Source organism: Flavobacterium flavipigmentatum, from assembly GCF_020911905.1.
GTDB classification, from domain to species: Bacteria; Bacteroidota; Bacteroidia; order Flavobacteriales; family Flavobacteriaceae; genus Flavobacterium; species Flavobacterium flavipigmentatum.
The window spans coordinates 3,775,429-3,790,460 of record NZ_CP087133.1 but is presented as its reverse complement, the minus strand read 5'-3'; the positions used below and the strand labels follow the sequence as shown (position 1 = coordinate 3,790,460).

Annotated in this window: 12 protein-coding genes and 1 other RNA gene; 7 read left to right on the top strand and 6 right to left on the bottom strand. The window is 32.5% G+C overall.

What is annotated here, in order from left to right; all coding sequences use genetic code 11:
- The first annotated feature begins 26 nt into the window (after nt 1–26).
- The 3 genes from rnpB (at nt 27) to LNP22_RS16100 (ending at nt 2,679) form a co-directional block, all read left to right on the top strand.
- Nucleotides 27–348: RNase P RNA component class A (gene rnpB, locus LNP22_RS16110), an RNA gene on the top strand.
- A 28-nt stretch (nt 349–376) separates the two neighbouring features.
- Nucleotides 377–1,630, top strand: coding sequence for a cation:dicarboxylate symporter family transporter (locus LNP22_RS16105; protein ID WP_229974374.1), 1,254 nt, complete (start codon nt 377–379; stop codon nt 1,628–1,630).
- A gap of 137 nt (nt 1,631–1,767) precedes the next feature.
- Complete coding sequence (locus tag LNP22_RS16100) at nt 1,768–2,679, top strand: ketopantoate reductase family protein (protein ID WP_229974373.1); 912 nt, start codon at nt 1,768–1,770, stop codon at nt 2,677–2,679.
- Here LNP22_RS16100 and LNP22_RS16095 read toward each other — a convergent pair.
- The 3 genes from LNP22_RS16095 to LNP22_RS16085 form a co-directional block, all read right to left on the bottom strand.
- Nucleotides 2,674–2,868, bottom strand: a complete 195-nt coding sequence (locus LNP22_RS16095; protein WP_210664852.1) for a hypothetical protein — start codon at nt 2,866–2,868, stop codon at nt 2,674–2,676. The two genes, LNP22_RS16100 and LNP22_RS16095, sit on opposite strands and share 6 nt — an antisense overlap.
- Nucleotides 2,869–2,966: 98 nt before the next feature.
- A complete protein-coding gene (locus tag LNP22_RS16090; protein ID WP_229974372.1) occupies nt 2,967–3,653 on the bottom strand; it encodes a response regulator transcription factor in 687 nt (228 codons plus the stop codon).
- Between the two features lie 10 nt (nt 3,654–3,663).
- Nucleotides 3,664–5,022 carry a sensor histidine kinase gene (locus LNP22_RS16085; RefSeq protein WP_229974371.1) on the bottom strand — a complete coding sequence of 453 codons (1,359 nt, stop codon included), beginning with the start codon at nt 5,020–5,022 and terminating at the stop codon, nt 3,664–3,666.
- Nucleotides 5,023–5,172: 150 nt separating this feature from the next.
- Here LNP22_RS16085 and LNP22_RS16080 point away from each other — a divergent pair, with 150 nt between their 5' ends.
- Nucleotides 5,173–7,275: an outer membrane beta-barrel family protein gene (locus tag LNP22_RS16080; protein WP_229974370.1), complete on the top strand. Its 2,103-nt coding sequence runs from the start codon at nt 5,173–5,175 to the stop codon at nt 7,273–7,275.
- Between the two features lie 49 nt (nt 7,276–7,324).
- On the opposite strand, the gene LNP22_RS16075 is transcribed toward LNP22_RS16080, so the two are convergent.
- Both LNP22_RS16075 and LNP22_RS16070 read right to left on the bottom strand, forming a co-directional pair.
- Nucleotides 7,325–7,927 carry an RsmD family RNA methyltransferase gene (locus tag LNP22_RS16075; RefSeq protein ID WP_229974369.1) on the bottom strand — a complete coding sequence of 201 codons (603 nt, stop codon included), beginning with the start codon at nt 7,925–7,927 and terminating at the stop codon, nt 7,325–7,327.
- Complete coding sequence (locus tag LNP22_RS16070) at nt 7,924–8,745, bottom strand: DUF3822 family protein (protein WP_229974368.1); 822 nt, start codon at nt 8,743–8,745, stop codon at nt 7,924–7,926. Before LNP22_RS16070 ends, LNP22_RS16075 begins: the two co-directional genes overlap by 4 nt.
- A gap of 229 nt (nt 8,746–8,974) precedes the next feature.
- Here LNP22_RS16070 and LNP22_RS16065 point away from each other — a divergent pair, with 229 nt between their 5' ends.
- Entirely contained in the window at nt 8,975–10,399 is a 1,425-nt protein-coding gene (locus LNP22_RS16065; RefSeq protein WP_229974367.1) for an ATP-dependent DNA helicase, read from the top strand.
- Between the two features lie 118 nt (nt 10,400–10,517).
- Entirely contained in the window at nt 10,518–11,348 is an 831-nt protein-coding gene (ygiD, locus tag LNP22_RS16060; RefSeq protein ID WP_229974366.1) for a 4,5-DOPA-extradiol-dioxygenase, read from the top strand.
- 272 nt (nt 11,349–11,620) lie between these two features.
- On the opposite strand, the gene LNP22_RS16055 is transcribed toward ygiD, so the two are convergent.
- A complete protein-coding gene (locus LNP22_RS16055) occupies nt 11,621–13,480 on the bottom strand; it encodes a carbohydrate-binding protein (RefSeq protein WP_229974365.1) in 1,860 nt (619 codons plus the stop codon).
- Nucleotides 13,481–14,082: 602 nt separating this feature from the next.
- On the opposite strand from LNP22_RS16055, the gene kdsB reads away from it, so the two are divergent.
- The gene (kdsB, locus tag LNP22_RS16050) at nt 14,083–14,814 is read left to right on the top strand and encodes a 3-deoxy-manno-octulosonate cytidylyltransferase (protein WP_229974364.1); all 732 of its coding nucleotides are present in this window, start codon (nt 14,083–14,085) and stop codon (nt 14,812–14,814) included.
- Nucleotides 14,815–15,032 lie beyond the last annotated feature (218 nt).

Sequence of the window (15,032 nt, the reverse complement as noted above, 5' to 3'; positions counted from 1 at the left end):
GTTAGTTCATAAATTGCTACTTTTGCCGTGCAGACCGCCTTATCGTCGTCCTGATTTATCGGGAGGGAGGAAAGTCCGGACACCAAAGAGAAGCATAGCGGGTAACCCCCGTCGGTCCTGATAATTATCGGGATTAGGACAAGTGCAACAGAAAGTATGTACAGGTAATGCTGTAGTGAAACCAGGTAAACTCTATGCGGTGAAATACCAAGTATATCAGCATTTAAGGGCTTCTCGTCCGTTGTTGAAGGGTAGGTAGCTTGAGTCCAGCAGTAATGCTGGATCTAGATAAATGATAAGGCTCTGATTGATCAGGGACAGAATCCGGCTTATAGGTCTGCTTTTTTTATATATTTGTAAAGTCTAACTTACTTTTATGAATATATCTTCGCTAGCTCCGACTCAACCTTCTAAGAAAAGCACTTTTAGAGTGATTGTTACCAATCTTACTTTTTGGGTATTAATCGCCATTATAGCAGGTGTTTTACTCGGACATTTTGCACCGAACATCGGTGTAAAAATGAAGATAATTGGAGATACTTTTGTAGATATTATCAAACTTTTTATTGGTCCGATTATATTTTTAACCATTGTTTTGGGGATTTCCGGCATGGGCAACCTTAAAAAAGTAGGACGTATTGGTATTAAAGCGCTGACTTATTTTGAAGTGGTTTCGACTATTGCCTTGGCAATCGGAATTGGGGTTGCCTATCTTTTTCAACCTGGTAAAATAGATAAAACGGGATTGGCTTTACAAGATGCTAGTAAATATACCAAGAATCCTTCGGCAGATTTTTCGTGGCTGCAATTTTTTCTTTCTAATTTTACATTACAAGTTCTTTTAGCGGCTATTTTTGTTGGGATTGCATTGAATTTTTATAAACATAGAGAGCAGACTATCTTGGTCTTAGAGCGTGTTTCTAAAGTTGTTTTTACAGGTTTGAAGTACGTAATGTATTTGGCGCCATTGGGTGCTTTTGGTGGAATGGCCTACACTATTGGTAAGTTTGGTTTGGAAACCTTGATTCCGCTCGGAAAGTTGATGTTGTGCGTCTATCTTACCATGATTTTGTTTGTGTTTTTGATATTAGGAACCATCCTGAGGTATTATAAAATTAGTATTCTTTCTATTCTAAAATACATCAAAGAAGAGCTTTTATTAGTTTTAGGAACATCATCATCCGAGGCAGCTTTGCCTAGTATTATGATTAAATTAGAGCAAATGGGCTGTAGTAAATCGGTGGTAGGTTTGGTGATTCCGACGGGTTATTCTTTTAATTTGGATGGCACTTCGATTTATTTGTCGATGTCCGTGATATTTTTGGCGCAATTGTATGATGTACATCTTAGTTTTTTCGAAATTCTTAGTGTGATTGGTATTTTGATGATTACTTCAAAAGGAGCGGCAGGCGTTACAGGAAGCGGGTTCATTGTTTTGGCTTCTACGTTGACAGCAATTCATAAAATTCCGGTAGAAGGTTTGGCTTTTTTGTTGGGAGTTGATAAATTTATGAGCGAAGCCAGAGCAATAACCAATTTGATAGGAAATACTGTCGCAACGATTATAATTTCTAAGACCGAAAGAGATTTTACAACTTTGAATTTAGAGCCTGTTCCGGAAGATAATTAATTCGTATGTCCTAATTTTGTGTCTTTGCGAGGAATGAAGCAAACTCACTAGCAAAAGACACAAAGTTTGATTTTGTAAATTAGATTGCTTCGTTCCTCGCAAAGACATAGATTGGGTGAAAAATAAAAAATAGTAGAATGAGAATAGGAATTTTAGGATTAGGAGGTGTTGGAGGATATTTTGGCGGTCTTTTGGCGAAAGCCTTTTTGGATTCGGATGAAGTTGAAATTGTTTTTATCGCTCGCAGAGAAACTCAAAAAGCAATATTTAACCACGGATTAAAAATCGTAACCGATGAAACTGAAACTATTGTTTATCCCAAAATAGTATCCAATAATCCCGAGGAAATAGGTGTATTAGATTTTTTAATTTGTGCTACAAAAACGTATGATATTGAAGAAAGTTTGCTTTCTTTAAAGAAATGTATACATCCAAAAACAGTTATACTTCCTTTGTATAATGGGGTTGATGCTCCAGAGCGCATTCAGTTATTATTTCCTGAAAATGATATTCTGCAAGGTTGTGTGTATATCGTTTCGATGATTTCTTCTCCGGGAGTTATTCGAAAAATAGGGTTTTACGAAAAATTGTTTTTTGGCTCGAAAACGGCTCCTATTTCAAAATTAAAGGAACTGCAAAGTATCTTTCAAAAGGCTAAAATCGAAAGTTACTTGGTTGATGCTATAGAGGAAACGGTGTGGGAGAAATTTATCTTTATTTCAGCTTTGGCCTCAGCGACTTCCTATCTCAATCAGAATATTGGTGAAGTTTTAAGTACTCCCGAATCAAAAGCATTGTATGTCGAATTGCTACAAGAAATTGTTGGCGTTGCTGCAGCAAAAGGGTTACAATTGCCAAAAGATATTGTCAATCAAACGATTATTAAACTTGAAAAATCGCCTAAAGAAGCGACTTCATCGATGCACAGAGATTTATTAGCGGGCAAAAATACCGAGGTGATTTCGCTAACGCAGTTTGTTGTAAATGAAGGATTAAAACACGGCGTAAAAACTCCTCTCTATGAAAAGATTGCTGATTCTTTGTTATGATTCGTCTTTTGTACCACGAACTAAACTGATACCGGACATAAAGAAGACGATTCCCAAAATACCGTAAATAATTAACGATTTAATATCTCTCGTCTCTCCTGAAGTACCCGCAAATATAACGGCTGTGTAAATAAGGCCCACTATTCCGAGGACGGTTAACAGCCCACCAAAAAATCTTTTTAGATTCATAATTTATGTTTTTAATGTTCACTCCAAATGTATTCGTATTATATCTGTAGAACGTTACATAATTAACTACTAAAATTATATTATTCGCAGGCTGAAAATTAATGGATTATTTTGAATTCTAAACCAATATTTCGAATGCTTTCAATACGGATTCCAGCATCATCTTTAAAATATTTTCTGAGTTTACTGATATAAACATCCATGCTCCTACCAGAAAAGAAATCATCATTTCCCCAGATGGCAGTAAGGATTTGTTCTCTTTTGAGCAATTGATTTTTATGAATATAAAAGTACTTAATGAGAGCGGCTTCTTTCTCTGTAAGCTGTTGTATTTGTTGATTAAAATGCAAAGTCAAACGTTTGCTATCAAAAGAATATAGACCAATCTGAACGTTTTCGTATTCGGGCAAATTGATTTTTTTCTGACTTCTTTTTAGTATGTTTTGCAGGCGTAAAATGAGTTCTTCGGCCTCAAAAGGCTTAACTATGTAATCGTCGGCTCCTAATTTTAGTCCGATGATTTTGTCTTCTTTTAATTTTCTTGCTGTCAGGAATATAAAAGGAACTTCGTGATTGATCTTGATGATTTTTTCGGCCAGTGAAAATCCATCAAGTTTAGGCATCATTACATCAAAAACACAAATATCAAAACTTTGATTCTGAAATAACTCCAACGCAATTTCACCATCTGTCGCCCAAGTGACTTCATAATTATATAGTGCTAAATATTGTTTTAAAACATTTGCAAAATCAATATCATCTTCGGCCAAAAGTATTTTTTTCAATGTAAATAAATTAGACTTTAAACATGATGGTAAACACAGCTCCTTTTCCTAAGTCGCTCATTACGGCAATTGAACCTTGATGCGCTTTTATGATTTGGTGTACATAATATAATCCTAATCCCAGCCCTTTTGTGGTGTGTAAATTACCTTGTTCTACGCGATAAAATTTCTCAAAAAGCAAGGCTTGCTTGTTTTTCGAAATTCCAATTCCGTTATCTTCAATCGCAATCGTAAATTGATTTTGATAGTTTTTAGTGGTTAACAAAATTTTGTTAGAACCATATTTTACGGCGTTTTCTAAAACGTTTAAAATTGCAGTAGTGAGATGAAATTGATCTAAAACCAAGATCGTTTTTTTAGTTTGAAAATCAGTTTCAATTGTGATTTGCGGATTTCCAATTTTAAAGTCCTTTATGATTGAAAGTAAAAAATCTTCGGTTATTATTTTTTCTTTTTGAAGTTCTATTTGGTTCTCTGCCAATGAATTTGCCATTACCTGATCGATTAAATGCTGCAGACGATTGTTCTGACGTGAAATTGTATTAACAAGCGAAATAAATTTTTCATCATTATCCCGAATGTTTTTTTGCTCTAAAATTTTGGTAGAAATACTTAAAGTCGCCAAAGGTGTTTTGAGTTCGTGGGTAATATTATTGATAAAATCTGTTTTGACATCGCTTACTTTTTTTTGTTTGATCAAAGCTTTGATCGCAATTACAAAAAGCGTGATGAGAGTAGCAATAGAAAGCAACGACAAAACTAAAATAAAAGTCATTCTCTTCAAAATAATCATTTCCCAATCTATAACAGCGACATACATAGAATCTTCGGTCAATAACTTATAGTCTTGATTTTCAAAGGAACCATTTGTAGTCCCGACATAATTTCGAACCAGAAAAGAATGGTTTAACGAAGCCAGATTTCCATACAGTTTGTTCTGAATAGAAGGTTTTTCAGAAAAAATAGTGTCGTTTTTTTTAGTGTTTTGGTAAATAATAAATTTGTTCAGTACAATAGCAAAATCGATTTTCAAATTCGGTAATTCTCTTTTTAATTTTTGCTGAATTTTTAGGCTTATAACATCTGTAAATTCGTTCTCAAGAATAGTTTTTTTTAACTGAAATTTTGTTTTTTTTCCTTGAATATAATACGTTCCAATTTCTTTATAAAGAAACTCTTTTTTAGTAACCAAAGCCGAGTCAATATCGCTGTAGTTGTTTGTGATTTGTGCAATTTCATTCTTAATTTCGGTATGAAATTGCGCAACTTTATAATCGTAAGTTGTTTTTACCAAGTAGCATTGTACCGTAGATAAAACAACCAGCGCTACGATCGAAAAAGCAATTAATAAGTTGATTCTTTGTTTCATATCAAAAAGAAATTCTGTTCAAAAATAAACCTTTTAGGACACAATTTTGGTATTAACCCTGCATTAACCTTCAATTAACTTTCGCAATGATTTTTTAGAAGCAAATTTGTATCTGTTTTATCCAAAATCTCTATTTTAACTGAAGTTTTTATGTCTTTAAAAATCATTTTAGCATTGTTGTTTTTTTGTCTTTCGTTTTTGGGATATTCACAAATTGAAAGACCAAAAGACAGTATCACTACACAACTAACAGAAGTAGTGATCCATCAAAACAAAAAAACATTTTCTAACCAAAACGGAAATATAAAGTTGGATGTTGCCAATTCGATATATAACTCTATTCCTACCGCTTTGGAGTTGTTGGGAAAAATGCCTACTGTACAAATTAGTGCCGACAAGGAGAGTATTTCTGTTGTCGGAAAAGGAAATCCGCTACTTTATATTGATAATCAAAAAGCAGAAATAAACGATTTGAATATTTTGGCTGTTGCTGATATTAAAACGATCGAAATCATTCAGAATCCATCTTCCAAATATGAAGCCGAAGGTCGTTCCGTGATTTTAATTACTCGAAAATTAAGTAAAAAAGATAGTTTTCAAACTTCAATTTCCCAAGTGGCTTCTTTCAAAAAAGACTATAATAATTATCTGGGATTCAATTCGAGTTTCAAAAAAAATAAAATGGAATGGAAAGCTAATTTTAACTACAATCAACTGCAGCCGTGGGAAGGTCATAGCATAAATTATCTAATATCAGATGCTGATATTGCGTCTGATTATGATGTGGAAGCGTATACAAAAAGAACGCAATTTATTTTTGGAGGCGCTTTTTTTTATAAAATTAATGAGGATGACTATTTCTCGTTTAAGATGAATGCTAAGTTGCAAAACGATACTTTCAATATTAGAACTTCAACATTTAACAGAAAAGAAAATGTCGAAAATAATGTTCTAACTTTGGGTGATAACACAAGCATAAAGAATTTTGTAAACTCATTTTTTAATTATTCCAGAAAAATTAAAGCTATTGATACAAGTATTTTTACAGGATTTCAGTATTCTAATTTTGATCAGGACGAATGGAGTCAGATGGGCAATAATTATAATAATTCTGAATTTGAATTGGCACAAAATCGGGATCAGCAATTTAATGTGACTGTTTTTTCTGGAAGAATTGATTTGGAAAAAAAGTTTAAAAATGAAGTAAAATTAGAATTAGGCGGACTTTATTCAGAAGCCAATTCTAAATCTGATTTTGATATTTTTAGTTTTGAAACCACTCAAAATACAATGAATCACTATGATTTTAAAGAGCAGAATACTGCAGCCTATGGTCAGTTTTCAGGAAAGATAAAGAAAGTAGATTTTTTAGGGGGAATTCGAATTGAAAACACTCAAGTAAACGGAAAATTTATAACAGATGCGGTTCCTTTAATTAGCAAAAACTACACTAATGTATTCCCGAAAGCACAAATTTCTTTTTTGATAGATAGTACAAAAAGCATCGTGTTTAATTACGCAAAAAGTATAATTAGGCCCAATTATTCGTCTTTGAGTCAGGGAGCTACTTATATCAATCCGTATTTTTTATATACCAGAAATAGTAATTTAGACCCAACGATTACCAATGAAATTGCTACTACTTTTCAATATCATGATCAATCGATTAAAGTGAGTTATTATCAAATTTCTAATGCAGTCGAGGGTAGTTTTTTTTATGATAATCAGCAAAATATCATGACTTTTAAAGATGTAAATTATAATAAGGAATCTGGTTTTACTGTAGAATTGACATTTCCTTTTAGTTATAAATTCTGGACTTCTACCAATTCTATATTGTTGATAAAAAATAAAGTCGAAGATGATGCAGCGGTTTTTAAAACATCAAAACCTTATTTGTATTATTTTTCTAATCAGGAATTTAAATTCCCGAAAGAATATGTTTTTGCATTAAATTTTTGGGGTATAACGTTGCAAAAAGAAGGTGTTTTTGAAAGGAATGCTAGATTTATAATAGATATGTCTTTTTCTAAAACTTTTTTGAAAAACTGGAATTGTACTTTAAGTTATAATGATATTTTTAGAAATACCATTTTTAAAGAGCAATTTACTGTGAATGCGATAAGTTCAAAATCCAGATATTTGGTCGATGGCAATGAAGTTTCAATTGCTGTAAAATACACTTTTGGAAAAATAAAAGCGACCGAATTTAAAGAAAAAAATATCGATGATAATGAAAATCGCGTACGATAATAAAGCAGAAAATCCCTTTGCTATAAGGGATTTTGTATGGTAAAAAAAATTAACCTTCGTCTTCTTCTATAATTTTATTTGAATTATCGGCAAGCTCTTCATCGTCGTCTGTAGAGTTTAATTCGAAAAAACTAAAGAACGAACCACCATAATTTTTCTGAAAAGAAAAATTGCTCAGATGCTCCATTTTTGTGTATTTTGAGTGTTCTATGATCATCATTCCGTCTTCATTTAGTAACTCACGTTCAAAAACCAGTAATACAATTTTTTCAAAAGTGACTTGATCCAACCCATAAGGCGGGTCGGCAAAAATAATATCGTAAGAGGTTTTGCAATTTTCTAAATATTTGAAAACATCACTTTTGGTAGCAGCAATCTCAAAATCATATTCTGAGGCCACTTGCTTGATAAATTTTACACAACCAAAATCACCATCAACAGAGGTAATGGGTGCACTTCCGCGAGATGCAAACTCAAAGCTAATATTGCCAGTTCCCGAAAATAAATCCAAAATTTTTAAGCCATCAAAACTAAAATGATTATTCAAGACATTAAATAATGCTTCTTTACTCATATCAGTAGTTGGTCTTACAGGAAGGTTTTTTGGCGGAAAAATGCGACGTCCTTTGTATTTTCCTGAAATGATTCTCATGATTGAAATAGAATATAATGTTTTTGATTTTGTGCAGTTGAAAAGTTGTTTTTTTGCTGTAAAGCGCTCACATCAAAAAACGAAATATTACGTATGTATTGATAAGCAATAGCATAGAAAGGATCGTCTTTACTGATGGTTCCCAGTAATTCTAATGGAAAAGTTTCTGGGTTTAAATTGGTTTGCTCGGCTGTAAAAAGCAAATAATAGATAAAATCTTCCGGAGTTTGATATTCAAATGAGTTGAACAACAAAAGCTTTTGGTTTTGTACGACGATAACTTCAAAATGACCAAAATTAAAATTCACAACCATTTTTTTGTCGTCATTATTTTTTGATCCTTCTAAGATTTTTTCGACCAAAATACTGTTGGCATGTTTGTATTCAAAAGAACCAAACTGGTCAATAAAAAAGTTGTTGATGTTGACATACGGAATATAAACTGCATTCATCTGATAATTTTTTACTTCATCAAAAGCAAAAAAATCAGTATCAAAAACCTTTGTATTGTACTGTAAATAGCTGCCTAAGTAGTTTTCATCAAATAGGGCAGTGGGTACAAAAGTTGAAAGATTATTGTTGTGAATGACTAAAATTTCGTCATAAGTATCTTTTAATTCAGGATGTTTATTGAAGGCTTCTCCGAACAATTCTTCTATTTGGGTCGATTTATGAAATGCATCAAAATGTACTTCGTTTAGCGAAAGTATAGTATTGTTGAGTGTATCAAAACAACAAAAAGACAATCCAGTCAAGGAAACCTGAATGGATAATTTTTTGTAATTTTTTGTGGTAATATTAGTATTTTGCAATGACATGGTTTGATTTACAATTCGTTACCTGCTTTAGTATCAAGAATGAATTTAATTCGAACACAAACTTACAAATTAAAAAGCAACAATAATAATCAATAGTAAAATTCGATAAGTATCTAGACTTGCGTTTGTGTTTTTATTTTGGCGTGACCACTAAAATTACTTTTGATTTTTGAAATTGAAAGTGAAATTACCATTAAAAAAACCGTACTTTGTAGTTCAACTTTACTTTATGAATTCATCACAGTTTTACAGCGTTTTACAAAAACGATTTCCTTTTGCACCCACATATAAACAGGATATTTTTTTTCAAAAAATTGCTATTTTTTTAACGGAAACCAATAATGACACTATTTTTGTTCTAAAAGGGTACGCCGGAACTGGAAAAACAACTGTGATTTCGACGATTGTAAACAATCTGGAAGCTATTAATAAAAAATTTGTTTTGCTGGCTCCCACTGGGCGAGCTGCAAAAGTTATTGCCAATTATTCGAATACGCCAGCGTTTACCATTCATAAAAAAATATATTTCCCGAAAAAATCTGCGGGCGGAGGTGTTGCTTTTACCAGACAAATTAATAAGCATAAAAATACGATTTTTATTGTCGATGAGGCGTCGATGATTTCAGACAGCAATTCCGATTCAAAATTGTATGATAACGGATCGTTGCTTGACGATTTGATTTCATATGTGTATTCCGGAACCAATTGCAAAATGATTCTCTTGGGAGATACGGCACAGCTTCCTCCCGTCAATTTAGATATCAGTCCCGCACTCGATACGCATACTTTGGGCGCCCATTATGATAAAGAAATAGAGCACATTGAACTTGATGAAGTGATGCGTCAGGAAGAAAGTTCGGGAATTTTGTTTAATGCCACAGCCCTTCGAGAACTGCTGAAAGATAGTTTTATAACCGAATTTAAATTTGATGTAAAAAAGTTTAAAGACATTGTTCGGCTCACCGATGGTTATGATATTCAGGATGCAATCAATACGGCTTACAGCAATTATAGTATTGAAGACACCGCTTTTATTGTACGTTCGAATAAAAGAGCCAATCAGTACAATGAGCAAATTAGAACCCGAATTTTGTTTAAAGAAAGCGAACTTTCTGTTGGTGATTTTCTCATGGTGGTAAAGAATAATTATTTTTGGCTGAAAGAAACAGACGAAGCAGGTTTTATTGCCAATGGAGATATTATTGAGGTGCTGGAAATGTTCGGAATCAAAGAATTGTACGGTTTTAATTTTGCGAGAGTAAAAATTAGGATGGTCGATTATCCGGATCAAAAACCTTTTGAAACCGTTCTGTTATTAGATACTATAAAAAGTGAATCACCTTCTTTAACGTATGAAGAATCCAACCGTTTGTACGAGGAAGTGATGAAAGATTATGAAAGCGAAACCACGAAATACAAGAAGTTTCAGAAGGTAAAAGCCAATGAATATTTTAATGGTTTGCAAGTAAAATTCTCGTATGCGATTACCTGTCATAAATCGCAGGGAGGACAGTGGAATACTGTTTTTATTGAGCAGCCCTATCTGCCAAACGGAATAGATAGAGATTATATTCGATGGTTGTACACGGCTATGACACGTGCTAAAAATAAATTATATTTGATAGGATTTAAAGACGAAAGTTTTACAGAATAAAAATTCAGCTACAGATTAAAATGATTCCCACAGATTTATTCTGGATAGAATGAGATGAATTTTTAGAAAAATATTTTTTAATCCTTTTAAATCTGTGGCAAAATAATATTTTTCAGCAATGACAACACTAAACGATTTACATTCGATTTCATCAACGTTTTCGAATACTGATAAAATGCCGGTGCTGTTTTTAGGACACGGCAGCCCGATGAATGCAATTGAGGAGAATCAGTTTGTGACTGGTTTTCGTAATCTGGCAAAAACTTTGCCGCAACCTAATGCCATTTTGTGTATTTCGGCACATTGGTTTACAAACGGAACCAAAGTTACTTCGATGCAAATGCCAAGAACGATTCATGATTTTGGTGGTTTTCCGCAAGCACTTTTTGATGTGCAATATCCCGCAAAAGGAAGTCCCGAATTGGCTCAGGAAGTACATACGATATTAGAACCTGTCGCAGTAGATTTAGATGAGCATTGGGGCTTGGATCACGGTGCTTGGAGCGTAATTAAACATTTGTATCCAGAAGCCAATGTCCTTGTGATTCAATTAAGTATTGATTATACTAAGTCGGGGCAATATCATTTTGAACTGGCTCAGAAGTTACAATCCTTACGACGTAAAGGTGTTTTGATTATCGGAAGCGGCAATATTGTACACAATTTACGCCTAGTTGATTTTCAAAATTTTGACAAAGACAATTACGGTTACGATTGGGCAATTGAAGCGCGCGAAACGATTAATAATTATCTTTTGGATGGTAATTTTCAGCCTTTAGTTGATTTCGAAAAAATGAATAAAGCGATTCAATTGGCTATTCCCACTCCCGAACATTATTTGCCTTTGTTGTACACTTTGGGTTTAAAAGAAAAATCAGAAGAACTGAATTTATTTAATGATAAATTATTAGCAGGTTCTTTGAGTATGACTTCGGTGAGGATTTGTTAGAAAAAAGTATCTTAAAAACGTTTCTATTTATCGTATAAATAAAAAGACTTTAGGAATCTTAAAATTAAAATAAAGGAATTATAATTTTATCTAAAACAGATTTTTTTAATAATAAAATATTTTTGTTTCAACTAAAATAGTAAAAATAAATTTGGGATAGTGCTTGTAATAGTGAATTGCTATTTCAAAAAAACAAAATACTTACACTTATTTCTTTAATAAAATAGGTGTAAGTATTTTTTTTGCATTCTCTATTGATAGATGAAATACATTTAATTAATAAGTAGTTTTTTTCTTTTGCCATTAAATTCTACAATGTAAATTCCAGAGTTAAGTGAACTCACATTTACTAATTGTGAACGCCCTGACAATACTTTTGAACCAGCATTAGAGTACACAATCCAATCATATTCGTTATTAAAATAAATAAAATCTTTTGCAGGGTTTGGATAAAAGGTATTTGAATCCGATTCTTCCATAACTATATTTTTACTAGAACTGGTTTTAGAAGTAACATTATTAGAGAAATTGAACCAATTTAAATTAAATCCATCTTTTACTATCTCAAATTTTAATTTATGATTTCCTTGAGTTAAATTGACAGTAGTACTTGAGGTTTGCCAATTTTGCCAACCCCCAGTAATAGGAAGATCTATTGACTTTTGGTAATTATTATCTACCAAAAGATTTAAACGTCCACTTTTTTCTAAACTTGCTATCCTAATATCAAAGTTATAATTCCCAGTATTGGATACTGTGACATTGTATTCTAATATATCATTTACATCAAAATAACCAACATTTTGTCCTCCTCCCGTATCGGTAGTATTCTCTAACTGAGTGCCAAAGGTCATAGAGTAATTTTCCGCTTCAATTTTACCAGGTATAGACAAACCAGAGGTTGTTTGAGATGAAAAATTAAACCAATTTAAGTTGAAACCACCTTTTACTACTTCAATCTTTATTGTGTGTAATCCAGCTGGTAAGTCTATATTTTTAGTTATTGTCTGCCATGTTTGCCATCCATTAGTGATTGGTAAATCTGTTGATTGATAATAAACGCCATCAATTAAAACGTTAATTTTACCACTTTCACTGTTGCTCGCATATCTTAAATCAAAAGTATATTTAGATGCACTAGCTACATCCACTTTATATTCTAACCAATCATTCAAATCAAGATATCCTACATTCTGACCTTGTCCAATATCTGTTGTGTTTTCTAATTGAATACCAAATGAATTAGAGTAATTCTCAGCTTCAATTTTACCTGGAATTACTTGTGTAACAGGAATTGGGGGTGTTGTAGAGTTATTATATCGAACTGTCGCTGCTATTGGATAATGATCTGAAGCAACAGGGTTTGTAATAACCCATGATGTTAACGAAGTGTATTTTGAATCAGTAGGACAATAAATATAATCAAACTTGGTACCAAAACCAGTATTTACATTTCCAGTAGGATAAACATCTCTATAAGTATCGCGAAATTTAATAGCATTGTCGGAACCATTTTTCATCCATATTGTAACTGCATCTCCTTCGGTAGAATTAAAATCTCCAGTGACATATACTGGATCAGTTTTAATGGCTCTGTTTGCTATTTTTTCTGTGAGTAGTTTAGCGCTTTTTAGACGTGCATTAGGTAAATCTGGAGTAGGAAAATGTGAATTAAAAATGTAGAAGCTTTTCCCTGAAGACTTTTCTATCAAATGGACATAAGTACAAATACGATTATAATCACCTTCAAATCGGGAAGGAATATTTGGCGTAGTTGACATCCAAAAACTTCCGGAATTTGAACTATCTAACGAGTATTTATCTGCTTTATAGAAAATCCAGGATCCCTCTCCATTGTCACCGCCATCACGTGCTATACCATACCATGCATAACCTGTTTGTTGGGCAATATAATCACGTTGGTAATTGACAGCTTCTTGTGTACCAATAACATCTGCTTGTGTAACATTAAAAATAGAAGCCACATTTGATTTTCTATTGTCCCAATTTGTTCCAAAAGGTTGTTGGATATTAAAAGACATAATTTTTAGATTCAAGTCTTGTGATTTTGCAGTCGTAATTGCAAATAAGAATAAAATTAATTGAATTAGTGATTTTTTTTGTTTTTTCATGGTTTTTTGGGGTTATTAAATTTATAAATCAAGTAGGGTTAAGTAATCTAACAAAGTGAGTGATTTTAAGTAAAAATAAAGAAAAACTGTTTAAAATAGTAAATAAACAAGAATTATTCTACATAGTATCATTTTTGATGTATCATTATTAAAGGGCACAGTAGAAATTAAAAAAAATTATCAATAGAATTATTAATGTTAAGTCTTAACTTTATCTTTTTATAGTATGAAAGTAGTAATTTGAAAATAATATTTTTAACTAATCTACTCCCAGATTATTAAGTTATAGATTTACATTAATACTGTTTTGATAATACTTTATATTTGCTTATACTTTAGTGTTGAAGGGATTATTTGGATGACATAAATGAATAAGTTAAAGTTGAAATTTAAACTGTTTATTATAAGTTTGCAAATGAAAAATAAAAGCGAACATCATTTTAGCTACAATTAATTATAGAAAAACCAAACCATAGTATTTTTAGCAAAGAGAAAAAATTAAAATCTAAATAATATTTAATTTCCAAAATTTAGATTTCTAGAAAAAATGTAATTAGAATTCAATTTTAATAATATTCAATAAGAATTAGCAATAGTAATAAATGAAAATAATAGCAGTTATTCCGGCACGTTACGCATCTACACGTTTTCCTGCCAAATTGATGCAGGATTTAGGTGGAAAAACGGTAATATTGAGAACGTATGAAGCCTCGGTGGCAACCAACTTGTTTGATGATGTATTTGTAGTAACCGACTCAGATTTGATTTTTAATGAAATTGTTTCGAATGGTGGAAAAGCCATTATGAGCGTCAAAGAACATGAGTCTGGCAGCGACCGAATTGCAGAGGCTGTAGCAAGTTTGGATGTAGATATTGTGGTAAATGTGCAGGGAGACGAGCCTTTTACAGAGACAGGACCATTAGAACAAGTGTTGTCGGTTTTTAGAAATGATGAAGAAAAGAAAATTGATTTAGCATCTTTGATGCGCGAAATCACCGATGAAGACGAGATTAATAACCCGAATAATGTAAAGGTGGTGGTAGATCAGTCGCAGTTTGCACTGTATTTTTCGCGTTCTGTAATTCCGTACCCAAGAGATAAGGATGTGGGCGTGCGCTATTTTCAGCATATTGGGATTTATGCTTTTCGAAAACAAGCGCTTTTAGATTTTTATAGTTTACCAATGAAATCGCTTGAAGCTTCTGAAAAATTAGAACAACTTCGCTATTTGGAATTTGGAAAAAGAATCAAAATGGTAGAAACTACGCATGTCGGAATTGGAATTGATACGGCTGAAGATTTAGAGAAAGCAAGAGCTATTTTAGGAGTCTAAATTGTTTCAGAATAAGTTTTCTTCTGAAAAGCGAGTGCCCTAGCCCCGATAGAAGTGGAAATCCTTTTGTGCCGGTGTTCGGCATAAAAGATTGGAGCGGATAGCGGGAATAGCTTCCAGAAATTCAACTTTTAAAATTAATTGATACGAATGCTATCTTTGTTAGGAACGAAGCAATCTCATTTGCTAAATAAGATTAGTAGGGTTGCTTCGTTTCT

Excerpts from the sequence above, each read along its gene's own strand:
- LNP22_RS16065 (WP_229974367.1), top strand. The coding sequence starts at position 8,975 with ATGAATTCATCACAGTTTTACAGCGTTTTACAAAAACGATTTCCTTTT.
- LNP22_RS16080 (WP_229974370.1), top strand. The coding sequence starts at position 5,173 with ATGTCTTTAAAAATCATTTTAGCATTGTTGTTTTTTTGTCTTTCGTTT.
- LNP22_RS16085 (WP_229974371.1), bottom strand. The coding sequence starts at position 5,022 with ATGAAACAAAGAATCAACTTATTAATTGCTTTTTCGATCGTAGCGCTG.
- LNP22_RS16095 (WP_210664852.1), bottom strand. The coding sequence starts at position 2,868 with ATGAATCTAAAAAGATTTTTTGGTGGGCTGTTAACCGTCCTCGGAATA.
- ygiD (WP_229974366.1), top strand. The coding sequence starts at position 10,518 with ATGACAACACTAAACGATTTACATTCGATTTCATCAACGTTTTCGAAT.
- LNP22_RS16070 (WP_229974368.1), bottom strand. The coding sequence starts at position 8,745 with ATGTCATTGCAAAATACTAATATTACCACAAAAAATTACAAAAAATTA.
- LNP22_RS16105 (WP_229974374.1), top strand. The coding sequence starts at position 377 with ATGAATATATCTTCGCTAGCTCCGACTCAACCTTCTAAGAAAAGCACT.
- kdsB (WP_229974364.1), top strand. The coding sequence starts at position 14,083 with ATGAAAATAATAGCAGTTATTCCGGCACGTTACGCATCTACACGTTTT.
- LNP22_RS16055 (WP_229974365.1), bottom strand. The coding sequence starts at position 13,480 with ATGAAAAAACAAAAAAAATCACTAATTCAATTAATTTTATTCTTATTT.
- LNP22_RS16100 (WP_229974373.1), top strand. The coding sequence starts at position 1,768 with ATGAGAATAGGAATTTTAGGATTAGGAGGTGTTGGAGGATATTTTGGC.
- LNP22_RS16075 (WP_229974369.1), bottom strand. The coding sequence starts at position 7,927 with ATGAGAATCATTTCAGGAAAATACAAAGGACGTCGCATTTTTCCGCCA.